A 21,439-nucleotide genomic window follows, 5' to 3' on the forward strand; every position below is an offset into this window, starting at 1 on the left:
CGTTTCTCCTTCAATATCCCGGCGACCTCACCGCGCCCTTCCCTCGGGGCGCGCCAGATGAGCCGTCAGCCGGCGACGATCGTCCCGTGGCCGGCGCCGCGTAGAATCGCGCCGATCGAACCGGGCTCCGCGATCGAAAATACGATGATAGGCAGTGATGTCTCGCGGGCAAGTGCGAAGGCGGTCGCATCCATCACCTTGTAGCCACCCTCGATGGCCTGCGAATGCGTCAGCCGGTCGAACCGGGTGGCGGCCGGGTCCTTCTTCGGATCGGCCGAGTAGACGCCGTCGACATTGGTCGCCTTCAACACCGCCTGGGCGCCGATCTCGGCGGCGCGCAGCACCGCCGTCGTGTCCGTGGTGAAGAACGGATTGCCGGTTCCGCCGCCAAGCAGCAAGATCCGGCCCTCGGCGAGATATTTGTGCGCCGCCGTGCGGGTGAACAGCTCGGAAACCTCGGGCATGACAAACGCCGAGAGAGCCCTCGCCGGCGTGCCCTTGCGCTCGATCGTAGCTTCGAGCGCGAGGCAGTTCATCATGGTGGCAAGCATACCCATGGTGTCGCCGGTCGGGCGCGACACGCCGCGGGAGGACACCTCGACGCCGCGAAAGATATTGCCGCCGCCGATCACAACCGCAACCTCGGTGCCAAGCTGACGGGCGGCGATCAGATCGTCCGCAACCCGGTCCAATGTCGGTTGATCGATGCCAAAGCCTTGCTGTCCCGCGAGGTATTCGCCGGACAGCTTGATCACGACGCGACGATAGACCGGATCAGTCATGAGCACTTTCCTTCTCCGGGCGCCGCTTCCGGCGGCACGCCGGACGGAACGTTCCGGCGCTTACTTCTTGCCGCTGGCCGCCGCGACCTCAGCCGCGAAGTCCGATTCCTGCTTCTCGATTCCCTCACCGAGAGCATAGCGCACGAAGCCCGCGATCTTCACGGCGCCGCCGACCTTGCCCTCGGCTTCCTTCACCGCCTGCGCCACCGACTTGCCGGTGTCGTGGATGAAGGCCTGCTCGAGCAGGCAGACTTCCTTGTAATAGGTCTTCAGACCGGACTCGACGATCTTCTCGATCACGTTCTCCGGCTTGCCCTGCTGGCGATATTTGTCGGCCAGCACGTCCTTCTCGCGCTTGACGACGGCCGGATCGAGGCCGGTCGGATCGAGCGCGAGCGGGTTGGCGGCCGCGACATGCATCGCGATCTGGCGGCCGAGCGCTGCGAGCTCGTCGGCCTTGCCGGGCGATTCCAGCGCCACGATCACGCCCATCTTGCCGGCGCCGTCGACGACCGCACCGTGGACATAGCTCGACACCACGCCCTGGCTCACTTCGAGCGAAGCGGCACGACGCAGCGTCATGTTCTCGCCGATGGTGGCGATCGCATCATTGATCGCGGCTTCCACCGTGACGTCGCCGACCTTGGCGGCCTTGATCTTCTCGACATCGGCGCCAACGTCGAAAGCGACCTGGGCGATCATCTTGACCAGGCCCTGGAACTGACCGTTGCGCGCGACGAAGTCGGTCTCGGAGTTGACCTCGACCACGACGCCCTTGTTGCCCTTGGTGAGCGCGCCGATCAGGCCCTCGGCCGCGACGCGGCCCGACTTCTTGGCGGCCTTGGACAGGCCCTTCTTGCGCAGCCAGTCCTGCGCCGCTTCCATGTTGCCGTCGTTCTCGGTCAGCGCGGCCTTGCAGTCCATCATGCCTGCGCCGGTGGACTCGCGCAGATCCTTGACCATCGCAGCAGTGATCGTTGCCATCGTTGAAAATCCTTCTTGCCTGCCGGTTCGCCGCGGCGCGGCTCCAATTGCCCCGCCGCGGTCCATCTCAGGAATTCGCGTCAACTGAATGAAATGGTGGCCGGATCCTATCCGGCCAACCGACCGCTCTTTTGACTATTCCGCTTCCGCGGTCAGCGCCTTGGCCTTGGCCACCCAGGCATCCGCACGGCTCGGCAGACCGACTTCTTCGCCGATCTTGTGCGCGGTGTCGTGGTCGAGCTCGGCGAGCTGCCAGAAGTGGAAGATGCCGAGGTCGTTGAACTTCTTCTCGATCGCGCCCGACACGCCCGGGAGCTTCTTGAGGTCGTCGGCGGTGCCGCGCGGGCCGGCAAGGCCCTGGAAACCGCCACCCGAGGGCAGCTCTTCGGCGACCGGACGGGCCGAGGCACCGATGTCGATGCCGGAATCGCCCTGGGCGCGCGAGATGCCGTCGATCGCGGCGCGCGCAATGAGATCGCAGTACAACGAAATGGCGCGACCGGCGTCGTCATTGCCCGGCACCACGTAGGTGATGCCCTTCGGATCGGAGTTGGTGTCGACGATCGCAGCGACCGGAATGTTGAGCCGCTGGGCTTCCTGGATCGCGATGTCTTCCTTGTTGGTGTCGATCACGAAGATCAGGTCGGGCAGACCGCCCATGTCCTTGATGCCGCCGAGCGAGCGATCAAGCTTGTCGCGCTCGCGCTGAAGCGTCAGGCGCTCCTTCTTGGTGTAGGAATTGGCTTCGCCGCCGGCCAGCACCTCATCGAGGTGACGCAGGCGCTTGATCGAGGCCGAAATCGTCTTCCAGTTGGTCAGCGTGCCGCCGAGCCAGCGCGAATTGACGAAATACTGCGCGCAGCGCTTGGCCGCGTCCGCGACGCCGTCCTGCGCCTGGCGCTTGGTGCCCACGAACAGGATGCGGCCACCCTTGGCGACGGTGTCGCTGACCGCCTGCAAGGCCGTGTGCAGCAGCGGCACGGTCTGGGCAAGGTCGACGATGTGAATGTTGTTGCGAGCGCCGAAAATGAACGGCGCCATTTTCGGATTCCAGCGGTGAGACTGGTGACCAAAGTGCACGCCAGCTTCGAGCAGCTGACGCATAGTGAAATCGGGTAGTGCCATCGTTCTAATTCTCCGGTTGGTTCCTCCGGAAGCGTGTGAGCAAAACGGAGCGTTGTCGCCCCGGCTGCCACCGGACGGCATTGTGAGCCATGCTTCCGTGTGAGATGGCGCGCTGTATAGCGCCATTTCGGCCAGAAGCAAGGAAATAACGGCCTTTCGGGGCCTTTACCGCCCGCGAAAGGCCCATTCCGGGATTTCCGCCCTGCCCGCTAGCACTTTGGCTGGTTGGGCGGGCATTTCTTGGCCGCCGGCGGCGGGGCGGCAGGTCGCGGCGGTGGCGCCGGACGCGGCGGCGGGGCCACGGCGACTCTTGGCGGCGGTGGTGGCGGGGCCGGCCGGGCAACCGGTGGCGGCGCGGGCCGAGCCGCTGCCACCGGTGGCGGCGCCGGTCGTGGCGGCGGTGGCGATGCCACGCGCGGCGGCGGGGGCGCGGCTGGACGCGGCGGTGGCGGCGGTGCGGGCCTCGCCACGGCGTGGGGCTGCGGCGGCCGAGGCGCCGCCGGCCGGGCCGCCTGCGGCGGCGGCGTCAGCTTCTCGCGCAGAGCAGGCTTCTCGACCGGCTGCACATTGGCATGCGACTGCGCAGGGGGCGATGGCGGGGTCGGCTTGGTTTCTCCATGCTTTGCCGGCGCATTGGCCGTATTCGCCGTATTCGCGGGACTGACCGTATTGGCGCGCTCCTGGACGTTCGGACGCGCTCCTCCCGTAGGCGGCGCGTTTGAAGGCGTTGTCGGCGGCGTGAGCTTAGCGCTGGCAGGCTGCGAGCTGCTGCCGGGTTTGGCGGTGGCGCCAGTGCCACCAGCGGGATTCGTCGAGGATGTCGACGAAGACGTCCCTGTGGCCGCCGTTCCTGTCTGCGGCGCGCCCTTGATCGCAGGCGCGGTCTGGCCGGGCACGGGCAACGAGTGGTTGGACGGCGGACCGGCCTTCGCATCCGCCGTGCTTGGCGCGGTGGCCGTATTCGCCGGATTGGCCTTGCCTCCGGCCGGGGGCACGGTGGCGTTGCCGGTGACCGGCGCGACGGGGGCTCCCGTCTTCGTTGCGGCACTACCGGTCGCCGCAGTCGCCGCGCCACCGGTCGCTGGCGCGCCCTGCGGTCCCGTGACCGTTGCGCCCCCAACGCCCGTCTTCGCCGCGGCGTTGCCGGTCGCTGGCGTGCCCGTTGGAGTTCCCGTAGCAGCGTTGCCGGTCAGCGTCGTGACTTGGCTCCTTGTCTTCATGGCTGCCGATCCGGCTTTCGTTGTCGGATCGACCGAAACCGTGTCGGGGACCGGCGCCTTGTTGTCCCGGATCAGGGCGGCCTTTTGAATCACGGTCGGCGGCACAGCTGTCGTTGCCCCGACTGGCTTTCCGGATGCTGCCGCTGTCGCGGTAATAGCCGGATCGCCCGCCGCTGTTACTGGCGGCTGCTGATTGATCACAGTATTGATGACCGTGGTGTTGTGGATGTTGTTGAAGATGATGTTGTTCGGCGGCGGCGCGACATAGACCGGCGGCGTGACGAACACCGGGATCGGCACGAACACCGGCTGCGGCAGCACGAACAGCCCGACGACCGCAAGCGGCGGCGCCAGCACCACGAAGTCCGGCGGCGGCGGCGGGCAGAAATAGACCGGCGGCGGCGGTGGCGGGGCGAAGCCGAAATCAGGGTCGCTGAAGTACAGCACGGGACGGTCGACATAGACCACCTCGGCCGGGGGCGGCGGCGGCACGTCATAGTCCATCATCGCGAAGGTCGGCGGCGGCTCGAGCGGCGCGGTCAGGATCGCAAGCCTGCGCCGGGCATCGCCGGCATGCGGCCCGCGCGGATAGCGGCGTAGATACGACCAATAGGCGTCCGGCGTATCCGCGCGATAAGTCCGCCGCCAGGTGATCGCCTCGCGGCGCGCCGCCACGATCACCATCACGCGCTTCGCAAGTGGATCGCCGGGATAGGCGGCGAGAAAATCCTCATAGGCCGGCAGCGTGTCGCGCTCGAGTGCGGCCGCATAGGCGTCCTGCACACCGAGATCGCGGATCGGCTTGTTGCGGATCGCCGCGACCTGGTCGGGCGCAGCCTGCGGCGGCGGCGCGTCGGGGGCGCGCTCGAAGAAGGCGAATTGCGCGGTGATCTTCTGGTCGTCCCAGGGCACCTGCGCGCCCTTAGAGGCCTCGTTGACGCGCAGGCGGACGCGGTCGAACACCTCCGGCAGCGACAGGCCGCCGGTGCGGATCATCTCGGCCAGCGACTGCGCATAGACGCCATACGGCCCAGGCTCTTCCGGCGCCACCGTGCCGGGCGCGGCGTTGAAGGCGATCAGCATGTTCGGATCGGGCTCGACCAGCGCCAAACCGCTCGCGATCGGCTGCTGGCCGCCCTCGATGAAGGGCTGCGCGCGGCCTGCGTCGAGCACCACGATGCTGGCCTTGAGCGGAATGGCGGCGAGCTGGCGGACATAGTCGCTGACGCGCAAGCCTTCGGTTGGAACGTCCGTGTCGCGGGTGATGTTGGAATCGACCGGGATGAAATAGTTCTCGCCGGCAAGCTGCACGCCGTAGCCGGCCAGATAGATCATCGCGACGGTGCCGGGGCCTGAGGCCTGCGCCTTCTGGATGAAATCGCGAAAACTCTTGCGCAGCGTGTCGCCGTCGAGATCGCGCGCGCCGACGACGTCGAAGCCGGCCGCCTGCAGCGTCTGCGCGATCAGGCCGGCATCGTTCGCAGTCGTCGCCAGCGGCGACTTGGCATAAGCGCCGTTGCCGACCACGAGCGCGATGCGCTTTTCCTGCTGCTGTGCACGCACTGGCGTGAGTGCACCTGCAATGAAGAGGATCGGCAGAAGAAAGCAGATGAAGACCTTGTGTGTCCCGCGCATGGCTTGCTTGCCCGTTATTGTTGTTGAGGTGCCGCCACGCATGAGACGCGCAGCCGGCTGAACGGCACTTGAACGAAAGGCTCGGATTGAGGCGATGGCATGGCACGCGCCGACCTCAATGTCTTGCGTCAGCTTTGCGTAAGCTCAAGCCGTTGCGTCAGTTTCAGCCCTGTCAGTTTCAGCCCTGCGCGATCAGGTCCACCGTCCCGGTCGTGAGCCGGTAGATGCCGCCGGCGATCTTCAGCTTGCCCTGTTCCACGGCTGCATCGAGGATCGGCGCGGCCGACTTCAGCTTCGCGACATTGTCGACCACGTTCTGCCGGATCGCCTTGTCGAGCACCTCCCCACCCTGCTGCATCGCAACCTTTGCGGCGGGCGCAATCGCATCGACCAGGGCGGGAATGTGTCCCGGCGGCGACGTGTTGTCATTGAGCGCCTTCAGCGTGGCATCGACCGCGCCGCACGCATCATGGCCGAGCACGAGGATCAGCGGCGTGTTGAGCACGGCAACGGCGTATTCCATGCTGGCGATGGTCTCGGTACCGGCAAAATTGCCGGCAACGCGACAGACGAAGAGATCGCCGCGGCCGGTGTCGAAGGCGTATTCCGGCGCGATGCGCGAGTCGGCGCAGCTCAGCACCGCCGCGAACGGATTCTGCCCGCTGGCCAGCGCCTCGCGCTCATGCTTGAAATCATGCCGCCGCGAGACGCCGTCGACGTAGCGCGCATTGCCATCCATCAGCCGCTTCAGCGCCGCGTCGGGCGACAGCACGTTCTGCGGTTTGGGCGGCGGCTTGGTGTCCTTGGCGAAGGCCCGGCCGGCGAAGGCGACGCTGAGCGCGGAGACGGTCAGCAGCATGGCGGACCGCCGCGATGGCTCCATCTGATTGAAGCGATCTTGAGAGCATTGGTCGCACATTGTTGGCTCCTCGGCTGTTGCAGCGAGATCAGCGCAGATGCGTTGTTTTACATCCCTGCTGCGTTGGCGTCACGAAGCCTCAACGCCCCGTTGCGCGACTATTGGGCCAGCTTCAGTTCGGCGATCGTTGTTCGCGCTGCCGTGTCATCCAGCGCGAGGAAATCCATCGGCCCCTGGTTCTTGTAGCCTGCGGTCATCGCGAGCGTGAGGCCGTAGCCCAGCACCCCCGTACTCGCATTGGCGATCACGGCGGTCTTGCGCTCGCTCATGCGCGCAACGAAAAACAGGGTCTCGCCCGAACGGGCGGAAAAATCGATGCGGGTGACGCCGGGAAAGCCCGCCTCTTCCGCCACGAATTGATGCTGACCGGCCGGACGATCGGCATAGACATAGGTCCCGGTCTTCAGATCCTTGAGCGGCGTGCCGTCGAGGCTGAAGCCCCAGCCTGCATCGGCAAGCCCGCCGTAGCCTTTTTCACGAAGCACGACGATACGCGCCTGTCCCGCCTTCGGCGGCCCGACCTTCCGCAACGTCTCCGAATAGTCCAGCCCGCTCCTCACGGTCGTCGTTTCACAGCCGCACAGCAACGCCGCCGCCACGAGCAGCACCAGCCAACGCAATAGCATCACGCCCCCGAACATCGTTCCCCGAGGCATGCTAGCCGGAAACATCGCCTGGTTGCAACGGCGCGATCACATACGCCGATCACGCCCACACGACGACTGGCTAGATCTGCTGCACGTCCACCACGCCGGCCACCGCCTTGATCGCGCCGGCGATCTGCGGCGAGACCTTGAAGCGGCCGGGCAGCTTCATCTCGACCTCGGTCTCGAGATCGAGCATCATCACCAGCGAGACCTCGCCGTCGCCGTTGGAGCGCGGCGCGATGCCGGGGCTGCCGATCTTTGGCGCGGCGCCGTTCGCGCCTGCAGCTTCCGGTCCGGCCAGGCGCTTGGCGATCGAATCCAGCGGCTTGGTGTCCCGCACGAAGATGCGCAGGCCCTTCTGCGTCTTGGCGGCAGCGTCATCCAGCGGCTCGGCATGCAGCACGCGGGCGCGGACATCCTCGCCCTGGAGCTCGGCACCTAACTGAAGCAGCACCGCGGCGCCCGGCTCCAGCACGTCGCGATATTGCGCAAGGCCTTCGGAAAACAGCACGGCCTCGAAGTGGCCCGTGGGATCGGAAAGTCCCATGATGCCCATCTTGTTGCCGGTCTTGGTGCGCCGCTCCATGCGCGACACCACGGTGGCCGCCACCTTGCCGGCGGTGGCACCGGTCTTCACCGCGCGCGAAAATTCCGCCCAGCTCTGCACCCGCAGCCGCTTCAGCACGGTGGCGTAATCGTCGAGCGGATGGCCCGACAGGAAGAAGCCGATAGCGTCGTATTCGCGGCGCAGCCGCTCGGCCGGCAGCCACGGCTCGATCTGCGGCAGCATGATGGTCGGCGCGTCCGCTGACATGCCGAACATGTCGTTCTGACCGATGGTCTCGGCCTGATGCGCACGCTGGCAGGCGGCCAGGATCGAGTCCGCACCGGCGAAGACGCGGGCGCGGTTCGGCTCCAGCGTGTCGAAGGCGCCGGCAGCGGCCAGACTTTCGATGACGCGCTTGTTGATCGCACGCGGATTGACGCGCGCGGCGAAGTCGGCGAGCGAGGTGAACAGGCCCCGCTTGGTCCGCTCCTCGATGATCTGATCGATGGCCTGGATGCCGACGCCCTTCAGCGCGGCCAGCGCGTAGTAGATGACCTTGTCGCCGACCTCGAAGGTCGCACCTGAGCGGTTGATGTTCGGCGGCTCGACCTTGATGCCGAGACGCTGCGCCTCGGAGCGGAATTCGGAGAGCTTGTCCGTATTGTTGAGATCGAGCGTCATCGACGCCGCGATGAACTCCACCGGATAATGCGCCTTCATGTAGGCGGTGTGGTAGGACACCAGCGCATAAGCCGCCGCGTGGCTCTTGTTGAAGCCGTAGTCGGCGAATTTGGCGAGCAGCTCGAAGATGGTCTCGGCCTGCCCTTTCGGCACGCCGTTCTTCACCGCGCCCGCGACGAAGATGTCGCGCTGCTTGTCCATCTCGGCGCGGATCTTCTTGCCCATGGCGCGGCGCAGCAGGTCGGCGTCGCCGAGCGAATAGCCCGACATCACCTGCGCGATCTGCATCACCTGTTCCTGATAGATGATGACGCCGAAGGTTTCTTTCAGGATCGGCTCGAGCACCGGATGGAGATATTCCGGCTCCTCGTCACCGTGCTTGCGCGAGCAATAGGTCGGGATGTTCGCCATCGGGCCCGGGCGATAGAGCGCGACCAGCGCGATGATGTCCTCGAAACGGTCCGGGCGCATGTCGACCAGCGCGCGCCGCATGCCCTGGCTTTCAACCTGGAACACGCCGACCACCTCGCCGCGCGCCAGCATCTGGTAGCTCTCGGCATCGTCGATCGGCAGCGTCGCGAGATCGACATGGATGTCGCGCGGCTTCAACAGCTTCACCGCGACATCGAGCACGGTCAGCGTTTTCAGGCCGAGGAAGTCGAATTTGACGAGGCCGGCCGGCTCGACCCATTTCATATTGAATTGGGTCACCGGCATGTCCGACTTGGGATCGCGGTACATCGGCACGAGTTCGCTCAGGGGGCGATCGCCGATCACGATGCCGGCCGCATGGGTCGAGGCGTGCCGCGTCAGGCCCTCGAGACGCTGGGCGATGTCGAAGGCGCGCGCCACCACCGGATCTTCGTCGCGGAACGCCTGAAGTTTCGGCTCGCTCTCGATCGCAGCCGCCAGCGTCACCGGCGCGGCCGGATTCTGCGGCACCAATTTCGTGAGCTTGTCGACCTGGCCGTACGGCATTTGCAGCACCCGGCCGACGTCGCGCAGCACGCCGCGCGCCTGCAGCGTTCCGAAGGTGATGATCTGCGCGACCTGGTCACGACCGTAGCGCTCCTGCACGTATTTGATCACCTCACCACGGCGGTCCTGGCAGAAGTCGATGTCGAAGTCCGGCATCGAGACGCGCTCGGGATTGAGGAAGCGCTCGAACAGCAGGCCGAACTTGATCGGGTCGAGATCGGTGATGGTCAGCGCCCACGCCACCAGCGAGCCTGCGCCGGAGCCGCGGCCCGGCCCGACCGGAATGCCCTGGCTCTTCGCCCATTTGATGAAGTCGGACACGATCAGGAAGTAGCCGGCGTATTTCATGCGCAAGATGACGTCGAGCTCGAACGCCAGGCGCTTGCTGTAATCTTCCTCTGTCGTGCCCTGCGACAGGCCGTGCACGCGCAGGCGATTGGCGAGCCCCTCCTCCGCCTGCCGCTTCAGCTCAGCCGCCTCGACCGCAGCCGCATCGGAGCTGCCGGCGGCACCGACCGTGAAGAACGGCAGAATCGGCTTGCGCGTCATCGGGCGGAACGAGCAGCGCTCGGCGATCTCGATCGTCGAGGCCAGCGCTTCCGGAATGTCGGCAAACAGCACCGCCATCTCGGCGCGGGTCTTGAAGCGGTGATCCGGCGTGAGCTGCTCGCGCTCGGTCTCCGCGATCAATCGCCCGCCGGCGATGCAGAGCAGCGCGTCATGCGCTTCGTAATCGTCGGTCGTGGCGAAATACGGCTCGTTGGTCGCGACCAGCGGCAGGCCTTTGGCATAGGCAATGTCGATCAGTCCGCTCTCGATGCGCCGTTCCTTGTCGATGTTGTGGCGCTGCAATTCGACATAGAGGCGGTCGCCGAACAGGCCGGCGAGACGTTCGCAGCGCGTGGCCGCGATTTCGGCGTGCCCCGCGGCCAGCGCGAGCGAGATCGGCCCGTCCGGGCCGCCGGTCAGCGCGATCAGGCCCTCGGTCTCGCCGTCGAACCAGTCGAACTTGATGAACGGCGCGTGGCTGTCGGGCGATTCGAGGAACGCGCGGGAATTCAGCCGCATCAGGCTGCGATAGCCGCGCTCCTGGGCTGCCAGCAGCACCACGCGCGAAGGCGGAAGCGCGTTGCGCGCATTGGGATCCTGATCGCCGAAATCGATCGCGAGCTCGCAGCCGACGATCGGCTGGATGCCGGAACTCGCCATCTTGTCTGAGAATTCCAGCGCACCGAACAGATTGTCGGTGTCGGTCAGCGCCAGCGCCGGCTGGTGGTCCTTCTTCGCCAGCTCGGCGAGCTTGGCGATCTTGATCGAGCCCTTGAGCAGCGAATAGGCCGAGTGAACGTGAAGGTGGACAAATCCGGCGCTCGGCATGGTCGCGTGACGGCCTCTTGCAGATGGGTTGGAGCGGTTGCCGGCAGTGAAGGCATCCTGCACCCGCCCGGCCGACTCGCCTCACGATGGTGGGGTGTCGCCGCGCCAGAGTCCACGCCGCAGCGGCCGATCGGCCGCCTCATCCCGCTTTTCCCCAAGGAGCCCGACGAGGGGTGCGGCCGGCTGGAGCTGCGGGATCAGAGCTGCGGTATGACTTGGGCCCAGATCGCGATCATCCCGACGAACAGCGCGATCGACGTCAGTGCAGCGGCTTCTTCCACGAAAATCCTGAACATGGCTTGCTCCATCACCAGAACGTATGAAGAACATTGTTCTCATTTTGTTCTCAGGAGTCAAGCAAACTCAGCCGCTTCAAAAGGAAATGGTTAACTCGCTGAATTCACAAAATAAAAAGCCCCGGCGCAAGGCCGGGGCTTTCGACAACCGCTTCTTGCGAAGCGGCTAGTCTCAGGACTTTGCTCAGTATTTGGCGAGGATCGGACCACCGAACTTGTAGTTCAGGCGGACGAGACCCATGTCGACGTCCTGACGCACGCGATCGGTCTGAATGCCGGTGAAGGTGATGTCCTTGTCCGACAGGAAGATGTGGTTGTACTCAACGCCAACCGACCAGTTCGGAGCGAAGCCGAACTCGAGACCCGCACCGACGGTGCCGCCCCAACGGGTGTCGCTGACGGAAGCAGCGGTCACGCCGGCGACGCGGAGCTCGTTCTTGGTGCCAACCACAGCCGCACCACCCTTCACGTAGAGCAGGACGTTGTTCCAGGCGTAGCCGACCTGACCGGTGATCAGACCAAACGAATCGATCTTCGAGCGGTTGGTGAAGCCGGTGAGCGCGCTGAGGTTGTCGCCCGAGAAGTCAGCCCAGTTGCCCTGGCCTTCCAGGCCGAACACCCACTGAGCCGACTGCCAGCGATAGCCGACCTGGCCACCGACCGTGCCGCCCGTGGCGTTGTGCGAGCCCTCCCCGCCAACCAGCGGAGCGCGCTGATCCCAGGTCGTGTGAGCGGAAGCACCGCCGCCGTTGATACCGATGTAGAAGCCGCTCCAGTCATAGACGGTCGCGATCATCGCGGGCGCCTTGGTGTAAGGCCGCGCAGCGAGGTCAGCAGCCAGCGCCGGTGCAGTCGCGCTGAGCGCAACAAGGCTCACAGCAGCAAGCAACAAATTCTTGTTCATTTGAATCCCGTTCCAGTTTCGTCATTAGGCCCCCGGGCCATGGCGACGTCATATCAGCGATCGACGGAATTGCTGTAACCCCGACGCAACAGTTCGCTCCAAAGACCGGCGCTGCATTAATGAAAGTTTAGCAGCGCGTTCAGGAAACCCTTTGAAACAAGACTATTCAGCAGTTCCAATGTCTTCTGCGCGAGATGCGCTTCATGCGCGCGTGACATTGTCGCGCGCACAATCCTGTGATTGAAAACCGAAGATGCGCGCGCCGTTTTCTCTCCCTATTGTCGCCATATTCTCGCTTGCGATCGCCACATTCGCGCTGGTGCCCGGCGCAAGCACGCCGGCGTAGCGCCGCAGAGACTAACTTATCGCTGCCAGCAGGCGTTCGGCAGCCTTGAGATCTGGAGTATCCAACCCCTCCGAAAATTGACCGAATACCGGCCGCAACAGTGCCTTCGCGTCGTCGGCGCGCCCCTGACTCGCCCAGAGCTTTGCGAGATCGGTCGCCGTTCGCAACTCCCACGCCTTTGCACCCTGAACGCGGCTCAGTTCAAGCGACTGCATAAAGCATGCCTGAACGGCGTCGATGCTGGGCTGCGGCATGGACAGAAGAAGGTTGCCCTTCACACGCAGCAACTCTGGCATGTGGGCGAGCTCTCCGCTTGCCTCCACCATTCTGATCGTCTCATCGATCGTTGCAGTGCCTTCAGCGAACCGATCTGTCGCTGCGAGGCCTTGGACCAGCGCGATATTCAAGAGCGTGTAGGGCGAATAGTGCAGCTGTTCCAGATAGCCTTTCAGATCCTCAACGCCATCCGTCATGTCCCCTCGATGGATAGCCAGCGCTCCTCTGAAGCCGCGTCCGGCTGCGAGATAAGGCGCCAAAAAATAAGTTTCGGAACGGGAGATGAGCCAATCTATGTACTCTTCGGCGGTCTCCAGGTCGCCGTTCCAGAAGAACACGTTAACACACAGAATCAAGGCGATACACAACGTCAACGAATGGTCCGCCCTCGCTGCGATCTCGATTGTCCGGCGTGCGCGCTCCGCCGCTTGAGCCGGATGGCCCTGCAACCACAGATTCCTTGCGAGAATGGCGCCGACGAGGTTTCTACCGTCGAAGCCGAAGCTGATCGTCGTACTCGACCGGGAGCTTCTCTCGTGCTTGAGGGCCGCCTCGAGCTCCACGCGAGCGGCGCCGAGGTCACCCATAAAGTGGAATACACTGCCCAAAAAGAAGTGAGCTAAAGCGACAGCTTCCACATCTTCAATAGTCCTGGCAATAACGGAACAACGCATGCCGTAATGCCGGGCAGTGTTGAAATCTCCGCTGCGTATGCAAAACATCTGCAGCTGGGGCAGCAGCCTCACCTGGTCGAGGGCGTTGCCGCGCTCTTCAGCAATCGCTAGACTCCTGTTCAAGGCTACGCCCGCCGCGCTGATTTCTCCGCGCATGAAATTCAAGGACAATCCGAGGGCTGCTTGCAGGTGCATCTCATCGAGCCCTCCGAGAGTAGCGTCGTCGAGAGCAAGGATTGCGCGCTCCGACCATCGATGACACTCGCTCAGCAAAGACATTGCCAGGAAAGCAGGCGCCGCCGCCGAGGCAAGCTTCACGCCGACCTTGACATTGCCGTTCGTGCCAAAGCACCATTCCAGAGCCGCGCGAACATTGTTGAGGGCCGCAAAGTGCGGTACCCGTTCCGCGCCACTCGATAAGGTCGGCCAATCTGTCCCGGTCTTCTCCAGCCACTGGCGGTAGTAAGCCGCGTGGCGGATGCGCAACTCGCTCTGTTCGGCATCGGCAACGTCGGTTTCAAGAGCGTAAGCACGCGTCGTATCCAGGAGTCGGTACCGCATCACAGTCCCGATCGGATGGGTTACGACCATCGACTTGGCGACAAGGCTGTCGATCGCGCCAAAGACGAGCGATTGATCGACGTCGGCGCTCGTCACTACCGCCAGCGCCGCATCAAGGGAAAAATGCCCGACGAACACAGCGAGACGGCGCAGCACGATGCGCTCCAATTCCGAGAGAAGCCCGTAGCTCCAGTCCAGCGTCGCCTGCAGGGTTTTTTGGCGCGGCGGCGCGGTGCGCCGTCCTATCCATAGCAACGCCAGACGCTGGTCGAGAAGCGCGGCGGTTTCCGCCAGGCCGTAGGTCTCTACCCGTCTTGCGGCCAACTCAATTGCAAGGGCGACCCCGTCAAGCTTCCGACAGATGCTCGCCACAACCACGGCCTCCAAGTCACTGAAGTCCATGCGAGCGCCACTCGCCAATGCCCGGTCCATAAAAAGCTGGGTCGCGGGAAACCTGTGGGCGACCGCGGCCGTGAGCCCCTTATCATCCGGCGGACAAGCCAGTGGATCCAGTCTGTAGACGTGCTCGGCTTCGACCTGGAGAGCTTCGCGACTTGTCGCCAAGATGTGGACTTGCGGCGCAGCCGCGACGATCCGCGCCGCGAGAGCCGCTACCGCGTCGACCAGATGCTCGCAGGTATCGAGGATGAGCAGAATTCGTTTGTCCCGTAGATACGCGACCAGGTTGGGCGTCGCATCCTCGGACTGGACCGACAGACTCAGCATGGAGGCCAAGAATGTGGCCACCAAGCCTGGATCGCTCAACGTCCCAAGATCGACAAAGAGCACAGCATCCGCGAACGCAACACTCAAGTGGCGTCCAACCGCCACCGCAACTGTGGTTTTGCCAATCCCGCCGGTGCCGACGATTGTGACAAAGCGGGCGGCGGTCAGTTGGTTCGACAGCCTGAGAACGTCATCATCGCGCCCCACCATTCGAAATAACGGGCTAGGCAGATTGGCGTGCGGGAAACTGATGGCAGTCTCGGGAGATGCGTTGCCTTGATCGCCAGATCGCGACAAGGGGGCGACAAAGCAGTACCCCTTCCCGGCCAGCGTCACGATGTATCGAGCACCGTTCGTTCCATCGCCGAGTGCATTGCGCAGGTTGGCAATTTGAACCCGCAAGCTGTTTTCGTGTACGGCGGCGCCAGGCCAGACGCGTGCGAGCAAATCCTTCTTGCTCATGGCTTCGTAGGGACGGGACACGAGAGCAATTAAAATGTCGAGCGCTCGTGTGCTCAACTCTACAGGTGTTCCCGCTCTGGTGAGCAGCTTTTCGCTTGCGACCAAGCTGAAAGGACCGAACGATATGACGTCTCCGGCTTGTGCCATCGGCATAATCATGGCGTCGTCCTGCGTAACCGCCTGATCTCGCGTTTCTATTTTATGCCAAGGATCAGTCTCGCACCATAGCGATCAGGGTGAGACGCGGGCTCTGCAGGCTCAACTCATGCGCGTAGCCTAACAACTCTTAACAGCGCGACATAACGCCTAACGACCACTTTGCCCGACATCGGCGTACTTCTCGGACGAAGCCGCAAGAGACAGCTTTCGGTCGAGGCCAGGAGATGCACCGATGCTTACGAACGAGATCATTGAAATCAACGTCGATCGCAGACGGCTTTTGACCAGGGCCGCAATGGGAATTGCCGCGGTCGGCGTCACGAGCCTGCTTCCCGCCCACCCTGCGCTGGCGGCCGCATCCGGCGCCGTCCGCCCGTTCCATATTCGTGTCCCGGATATCGAATTGATGGATCTGCGCCAGCGTCTGGCGGCAACGCGGTGGCCCGAGAACGAAACCGTCGCCGATGAGTCCCAGGGCGTGCAACTGGCGGCCATGCAGGAGCTCGTGCACTATTGGCAGAAGGACTACGACTGGCGGAAGATCGAGGCGCGGCTCAACGCGCTGCCGCAGTTCGTCACCGAGATTGACGGGCTGGACATTCACTTCATCCACGTCCGTTCGAGGCATGAAAATGCGCTGCCGCTCATCGTCACGCATGGGTGGCCCGGCTCGGTCATCGAGCAACTCAAGATCATCGATCCGCTGACCAATCCCACGGCGCACGGCGGCAGCGCCTCGGATGCGTTCCACCTCGTGATTCCATCGATACCGGGCTACGGCTTTTCCGGAAGGCCGACGACGACCGGCTGGGATCCTGCCCACATTGCCCGTGCCTGGGTCGTGCTGATGAAGCGTCTTGGCTACGCCAAATTCGTCTCGCACGGCGGCGACTGGGGCGGGAATATCACGAATGTGATGGCTGAGCAGGCGCCGCCCGAATTGCTCGGCATTCACGTCACCTTCCCCGAGACTATTCCTCCCGATGTCGGCAAGGCACTACAGGCCGGCGGCCCGCCGCCATCCGATCTATCAGCCGGCGAAACACGCGCCTACGAGCAGCTGGTCAGGCTGCGCACCAAACATCTTGCCTACGCATTCGAGATGGCGACGCGCCCTCAAACGCTATATGCGTTCGCGGACTCTCCCGCTGGCCTTGCAGCCTGGCTGCTTGATCACGGCGACAATTATGGTCAGCCGGCATCGGCGATCATGTCAGCCGTGCTCGGGCACACCGTCAATGGCCACCCTGCGGGCGCGCTGACCCGGGACGATATCCTCGACAACATCACGCTATACTGGCTGACCAACACGGCGGTTTCTTCGGCGCGGCTCTATTGGGAGAACAAGCGCCGCCTGTTGAGTGCGGTGAATGTGGCGATCCCGGCGGCCGTGACCGTCTTTCCCGGCGAGATCTATCAGGCGCCGCGGAGCTGGACCGAGCGGGCGTATCACAAGCTGATCTATTTCAAGGAGGTCGATCGGGGCGGCCACTTCGCGGCCTGGGAACAGCCCGAACTCCTCAGCGCAGAACTACGGGCTGCTTTCAGGTCTCTGCGTCAGTCGACCTGAGCGAATTCCCAGAGATCAACCAGTTCGATCAGCACAATTCAACCATCCAGGGAGTAGGCCATGATTGCATCAAGAGCCTTAGAGATCGCCAACCAGGATCGGCGCAAGGTTCCGAGCGCCGCGGTCGGAATCGCCGCCGCGGGTGTCGCCGGCATTGCCAGCCATCCAGCCGCGGCCACGACGAGCGATGAAATTCGCCCCTTCCGGGTCAAATTTGCCGAAGAGGCGCTGGTCGATCTGCGCCGGCGCATCCGCGCGACGCGATGGCCTGACCGGGAAACGGTCACGGATGATTCCCAGGGCGTCCAACTCGCGGCTCTCAGGGACGTCGCGCACTATTGGGGAAGTGGTTACGACTGGCGCAAATGCGAAGCGAAACTGAACGCCCTACCGCAATTCATCACCGAGATTGACGGGCTGGACATTCATTTCATCCACGTCCGTTCGAAGCATGAGAACGCGCTGCCGCTAATCGTGACGCATGGGTGGCCCGGGTCGATCATCGAGCAGCTCAGGATCATCGATCCCCTCACCGATCCCACGGCGCATGGCGGAACTGGATCGGACGCCTTCCATCTCGTGATCCCGTCATTGCCGGGCTACGGCTTTTCGGCCAGGCCGACCACGACCGGCTGGGATTCGGATCGCACCGCACGTGCGTGGGTCGTGCTGATGAAGCGCCTCGGATACACGCGCTTTGTGGCGCAAGGCGGCGACCTGGGAGGCGGAATCTGCACTGCAATGGGCAGACAGGCGCCGCCGGAATTGCTGGGCATTCACACAAATTTCCCGGGCACCATTCCCCCGGACATCGCAAAATCGCTCCAGGGCGGCAATCCGCCGCCGTCCGATCTTTCAGCCGACGAGAAGCGCGCCTACGCGCAACTGACCGTCCTGTTCGCGAAGAAGCGCGCTTACGCGCAAGTCATGGCGACGCGCCCGCAAACGCTCTACGGCCTGGCGGATTCGCCGGTCGGCCTGGCCAGCTGGCTTCTTGACCATGGCGACGGTTATGGCCAGCCGGCCGCGGCGATCATGTCGGCTGTTCTCGGGCGCACGATCAACGGACATCCCGCGGACGGCCTGACACGGGACGATGTGTTGGACGACATCGCACTTTATTGGCTGACCAACACGGCGGTCTCTGCGGCGCGCTTCTATTGGGAAAATCACCTCAATCTCTACAACGCCGCCGACGTCTCCATCCCGGCTGCCGTCAGTATCTTTCCCGGCGAGAACTATCCGGCGCCGCGGAGCTGGACAGAGCGCGCCTATCACAAGCTCATCTATTTCAACCAAGTCGAGAAAGGCGGGCACTACGCCGCCTGGGAGCAGCCTCAGATCCTGAGCGCAGAGGTACGGGCTGGCTTCAGACCGCTGCGTCAGTCGATTTGAGAGAACTTCGGCCGTGCCGAGCGTCATCGCATCAACTCCCCAAAACCTCACCTGAAAGGATACCCAATGAACACCATCGTGAAAGCCGCCGCCGTGCAGATCAGCCCGGTGCTGTACAGCCGCCAGGGCACTGTCGGGAAGGTCGTGAAGAAGATACGGGAACTGGGCGAAGAGGGCGTCCAGTTCGCAACCTTCTCCGAAACTCTCGTGCCCTACTATCCCTACTTCTCGTTCGTGCAGTCGGGGCAACAGCTGATGACTGGCAAGGAGTATCTCCGTCTCCTTGAAGAATCCGTCACGGTCCCGTCCGCCGAAACCTGCGCCATCGGCGAGGCCGCACGGGCCGCAAACATGGTTGTCGCGATCGGCATCAACGAGCGCGACGGCGGAACGATCTACAACACGCAACTTCTCTTCGATGCGGACGGCACGCTGATCCAGCGCCGCCGGAAGCTGACGCCAACTTTCCACGAACGCATGATCTGGGGCCAGGGCGACGCCTCGGGCCTGCGCGCCGTCGACAGCGCTGTCGGGCGCATCGGTCAGCTCGCTTGCTGGGAGCACTTCCTGCCTCTGGCGCGCTACGCTCTCATCGCCGACGGCGAGCAGATCCATGCGGCCATGTATCCGGGATCGGTCTTCGGCCAGCCCTTCGCGGACAAGATGGCGGTCAGCATCCGCCAGCACGCGCTCGAATCCGCCTGCTTCGTCGTGAACGCAACGGCGTGGCTCGACAGCGATCAGCAGGCGCAGATCATGCGGGACACCGGCTGCACGGTCGGGCCAATCTCCGGCGGTTGTTTCACGGCCATCGTCGATCCCCAAGGCCAGTTCATCGGCGAGCCGCTCACGTCCGGCGAAGGCGAAGTGATTGCCGATCTCGACTTCACCCAGATTGACGTCCGCAAGCAGCTCATGGACGCCCGCGGTCACTACAGCCGTCCCGAGCTGTTCAGCCTGCTGATCGATCGGACGCCGGCACCGCATGTCCATGAGCGCTCTGCGCAGCCCAGCGCCGAGGCTGTACCTTTTGCTGTCTACGAGAAACGGGCCCTCGAAGCCCTGTAACTCGCTCATCCCACGGAGACAAAAGATGAGCGATCTATTGGAAACTGCAGTCGCGGCGCATGGCGGCTGGGAGCGTTGGCAGGAGCTCAGCAAGCTGACGGCGCATGTTTCCGTCAGCGGCGGCTTGCTGCTGGCGAAGGGCAAGGCTGATGCTCTTGCCGATGCTCACATTGCGGTGGACCCGCATCGGCAACATGTCGAGCGATCCCCATTCGGCGCGCCAGGGCGGCACAGCGTCTACGAGCCCGAACGCACCACAATCGTGACCGATACGGGCGAGATCATCGAGACCCGTGAGAGTCCGAGGAACGCATTCGCCGGCCATAGTTATGCAACCCGCTGGGATGATCAGCATCTGATCTATTTCAGTAGCTATGCAATGTGGACCTATCTGACAACACCGTTCCTCTTCAAACTGCCGGGCTTTCGCGCTGAAGAAGTCGAGCCTTGGGAGGAAGGCGGCGAAACTTGGCGACGTCTTCGCGTCACCTTTCCGGCAAACGTGCACAGCCATTGCACGGAGCAAACTGTCTACTTTGGACCGGACGGAATTCTGCGCCGGCATGACTACAGCGTCGATGTCGTGGGCGGCACGAAGTCGGCGAATTATGCTTCCAAGCCGAAGTCCTTTGGCGGAATCGTTTATCCGACGCAGCGCCGAATCTATGTGACCGGACCCGACAACCGGCCCCTGCTCGAGCGCGTCGTTCTCTCCATCGACATCCAGGACATTGAGATGAACCGGAGGACGACATGAAATTCGTTTCTGCCGCCGCGCTGGCACTTGCTGGCTGCCTTGTCGGCTTTAATTCCGCAAACGCGCAAGGAGCCGCTATGAAAACGACGCCGGCGACCAAAATTCTCGCCATCGGGACCATCAATCCCGGTTTTGAACAGTCGCAAGTGTTTGCTGTCCTACCGCAGGAAGTACGGGAGACTGTCGACCTCTACCTCGATGGCAAAATCGAGCAGTGGTACTCGCTACAGGGAAAGCCGGGCGTTGTGTTCATCATCAACGTCACCGATCCGGCCGTCGCTCACGAAATGCTCGAAAAACTGCCTTTGGGTAAAGCACATATGATGAGCTTCGAACTGATCTCCATTGGCCCGCTCAACCCTCTTCGCTTTTTGCTGGGCATGCAGCCGAAACCTTGAGATATGCAAGGCCTTGCCCGGACGTCATGCGCGGGCGCTCGCTAGTTCTGCCATCGCTCCGTCTGACCCGCGTGGGAGATAGCTGGGAGGAGCGCGAGCTTACACCGGCGTATAGATCACGAGCTTCAGCGCGGGATCGTCATTGGCCTGAAAGCTCGTGTGCTCGAAATGCAGCACACCCTTGGTGGGATGCGTCATGGTCTTACGGCCCGACAACGTGCTGCGGATCTCGTGCGCGCCCCACCATTTGACGAACTCCGGACTACCCTGCCGCAGCCGCGTCAGCAATTCCACGAAAGCGGGATCGCCCGCCCAGACGTCATGGGTCGCGCGAAACATCGCCACCATGGCCTTGGCCACGTCCGCCCAGCCCGCGCCATAGGATTTTCGCGTGCGCTTGTTGGTCATCATCAGCAGCAGTGTGTTGCGATCCTCCTCTGGCAGCCGGCCGAACGCAAAGATCTCCTCGGCGGCTTCGTTCCAGGCCAGCACATCCCAGCGCCGCCCGGTGATATAGGCCGGATGCGGCAGGCTCTCGACCAGTCGCAGAATGGGCGGCGGCACCACCTCGCGGGTGAACGCACCCCTTGCACCGTCGCGCGCGAGATCCTTGAGATGCGCGTGCTCGGTCTTGCTGAGGCGCAGCGCACGCGCGAGCGCATCGACTGTGGTGACCGACGGGCTGACGGTGCGGCCCTGCTCGAGGCGGATGTACCAGTCGACGCCGATGCCGGCGAGCTGGGCGACCTCCTCGCGGCGGAGCCCTGCGGTGCGCCGCCGCTGACCCGCGGGAAGGCCGACCGTCTTCGGCGACAGCTTTTCGCGGCGGGAGCGGAGGAAGTCGCCGAATTCGACGCGGCGGGGGTCGGCCATGCTTGCTGCCACCTGATGGAGGGTCGTCTGAATACTAGGATAATACCAGGCCTTCTTTGCTCTGCAAGGGCGGCGCATA

Annotated in this window: 15 protein-coding genes; 5 read left to right on the forward strand and 10 right to left on the reverse strand. The window is 63.7% G+C overall.

Going from position 1 to position 21,439, the window contains the following annotated elements; genetic code table 11:
• Positions 1 to 65 precede the first annotated feature (65 nt).
• The 9 genes from pyrH to ACP2YP_RS21720 all read right to left on the reverse strand — a co-directional run bounded on the left by pyrH (position 66) and on the right by ACP2YP_RS21720 (position 15,299).
• Positions 66 to 782, reverse strand: coding sequence for a UMP kinase (gene pyrH, locus ACP2YP_RS21680; protein WP_426418389.1), 717 nt, complete (start codon positions 780 to 782; stop codon positions 66 to 68).
• A gap of 60 nt (positions 783 to 842) precedes the next feature.
• The gene (tsf, locus tag ACP2YP_RS21685) at positions 843 to 1,766 is read right to left on the reverse strand and encodes a translation elongation factor Ts (protein ID WP_426418390.1); all 924 of its coding nucleotides are present in this window, start codon (positions 1,764 to 1,766) and stop codon (positions 843 to 845) included.
• 135 nt (positions 1,767 to 1,901) lie between these two features.
• Positions 1,902 to 2,891 carry a 30S ribosomal protein S2 gene (locus ACP2YP_RS21690; RefSeq protein ID WP_426418391.1) on the reverse strand — a complete coding sequence of 330 codons (990 nt, stop codon included), beginning with the start codon at positions 2,889 to 2,891 and terminating at the stop codon, positions 1,902 to 1,904.
• A gap of 209 nt (positions 2,892 to 3,100) precedes the next feature.
• Positions 3,101 to 5,746 carry a caspase family protein gene (locus ACP2YP_RS21695; protein WP_426418392.1) on the reverse strand — a complete coding sequence of 882 codons (2,646 nt, stop codon included), beginning with the start codon at positions 5,744 to 5,746 and terminating at the stop codon, positions 3,101 to 3,103.
• Between the two features lie 178 nt (positions 5,747 to 5,924).
• Positions 5,925 to 6,665: a carbonic anhydrase gene (locus tag ACP2YP_RS21700; RefSeq protein WP_426418393.1), complete on the reverse strand. Its 741-nt coding sequence runs from the start codon at positions 6,663 to 6,665 to the stop codon at positions 5,925 to 5,927.
• 98 nt (positions 6,666 to 6,763) lie between these two features.
• On the reverse strand, positions 6,764 to 7,306 hold the full coding sequence (locus tag ACP2YP_RS21705; RefSeq protein ID WP_426418394.1) for a hypothetical protein: 543 nt from the start codon (positions 7,304 to 7,306) through the stop codon (positions 6,764 to 6,766).
• A gap of 85 nt (positions 7,307 to 7,391) precedes the next feature.
• Positions 7,392 to 10,895, reverse strand: a complete 3,504-nt coding sequence (dnaE, locus tag ACP2YP_RS21710; protein WP_426418395.1) for a DNA polymerase III subunit alpha — start codon at positions 10,893 to 10,895, stop codon at positions 7,392 to 7,394.
• A 480-nt stretch (positions 10,896 to 11,375) separates the two neighbouring features.
• A complete protein-coding gene (locus ACP2YP_RS21715) occupies positions 11,376 to 12,095 on the reverse strand; it encodes an outer membrane protein (protein ID WP_426418396.1) in 720 nt (239 codons plus the stop codon).
• 357 nt (positions 12,096 to 12,452) lie between these two features.
• Positions 12,453 to 15,299 carry an ATP-binding protein gene (locus ACP2YP_RS21720; RefSeq protein ID WP_426418397.1) on the reverse strand — a complete coding sequence of 949 codons (2,847 nt, stop codon included), beginning with the start codon at positions 15,297 to 15,299 and terminating at the stop codon, positions 12,453 to 12,455.
• 232 nt (positions 15,300 to 15,531) lie between these two features.
• On the opposite strand from ACP2YP_RS21720, the gene ACP2YP_RS21725 reads away from it, so the two are divergent.
• The 5 genes from ACP2YP_RS21725 (at position 15,532) to ACP2YP_RS21745 (ending at position 20,487) form a co-directional block, all read left to right on the forward strand.
• Entirely contained in the window at positions 15,532 to 16,869 is a 1,338-nt protein-coding gene (locus ACP2YP_RS21725; RefSeq protein WP_426418398.1) for an epoxide hydrolase family protein, read from the forward strand.
• A 60-nt stretch (positions 16,870 to 16,929) separates the two neighbouring features.
• A complete protein-coding gene (locus ACP2YP_RS21730; RefSeq protein ID WP_426418399.1) occupies positions 16,930 to 18,264 on the forward strand; it encodes an epoxide hydrolase family protein in 1,335 nt (444 codons plus the stop codon).
• A gap of 66 nt (positions 18,265 to 18,330) precedes the next feature.
• Positions 18,331 to 19,332 (forward strand): nitrilase-related carbon-nitrogen hydrolase, encoded by a 1,002-nt coding sequence (locus tag ACP2YP_RS21735; RefSeq protein ID WP_426418400.1) that lies wholly within the window; start codon positions 18,331 to 18,333, stop codon positions 19,330 to 19,332.
• Between the two features lie 25 nt (positions 19,333 to 19,357).
• Positions 19,358 to 20,089, forward strand: coding sequence for a hypothetical protein (locus ACP2YP_RS21740; protein WP_426418401.1), 732 nt, complete (start codon positions 19,358 to 19,360; stop codon positions 20,087 to 20,089).
• A complete protein-coding gene (locus ACP2YP_RS21745; RefSeq protein WP_426418402.1) occupies positions 20,086 to 20,487 on the forward strand; it encodes a hypothetical protein in 402 nt (133 codons plus the stop codon). The genes ACP2YP_RS21740 and ACP2YP_RS21745 overlap by 4 nt, the downstream gene beginning before the upstream one ends.
• Before the next feature lie 99 nt (positions 20,488 to 20,586).
• On the opposite strand, the gene ACP2YP_RS21750 is transcribed toward ACP2YP_RS21745, so the two are convergent.
• Complete coding sequence (locus ACP2YP_RS21750) at positions 20,587 to 21,360, reverse strand: helix-turn-helix transcriptional regulator (protein ID WP_426418403.1); 774 nt, start codon at positions 21,358 to 21,360, stop codon at positions 20,587 to 20,589.
• Between the last annotated feature and the right edge of the window lie 79 nt (positions 21,361 to 21,439).

Source organism: Bradyrhizobium genosp. A (assembly GCF_049949275.1).
In the GTDB taxonomy this organism is placed as follows: Bacteria; Pseudomonadota; Alphaproteobacteria; order Rhizobiales; family Xanthobacteraceae; genus Bradyrhizobium.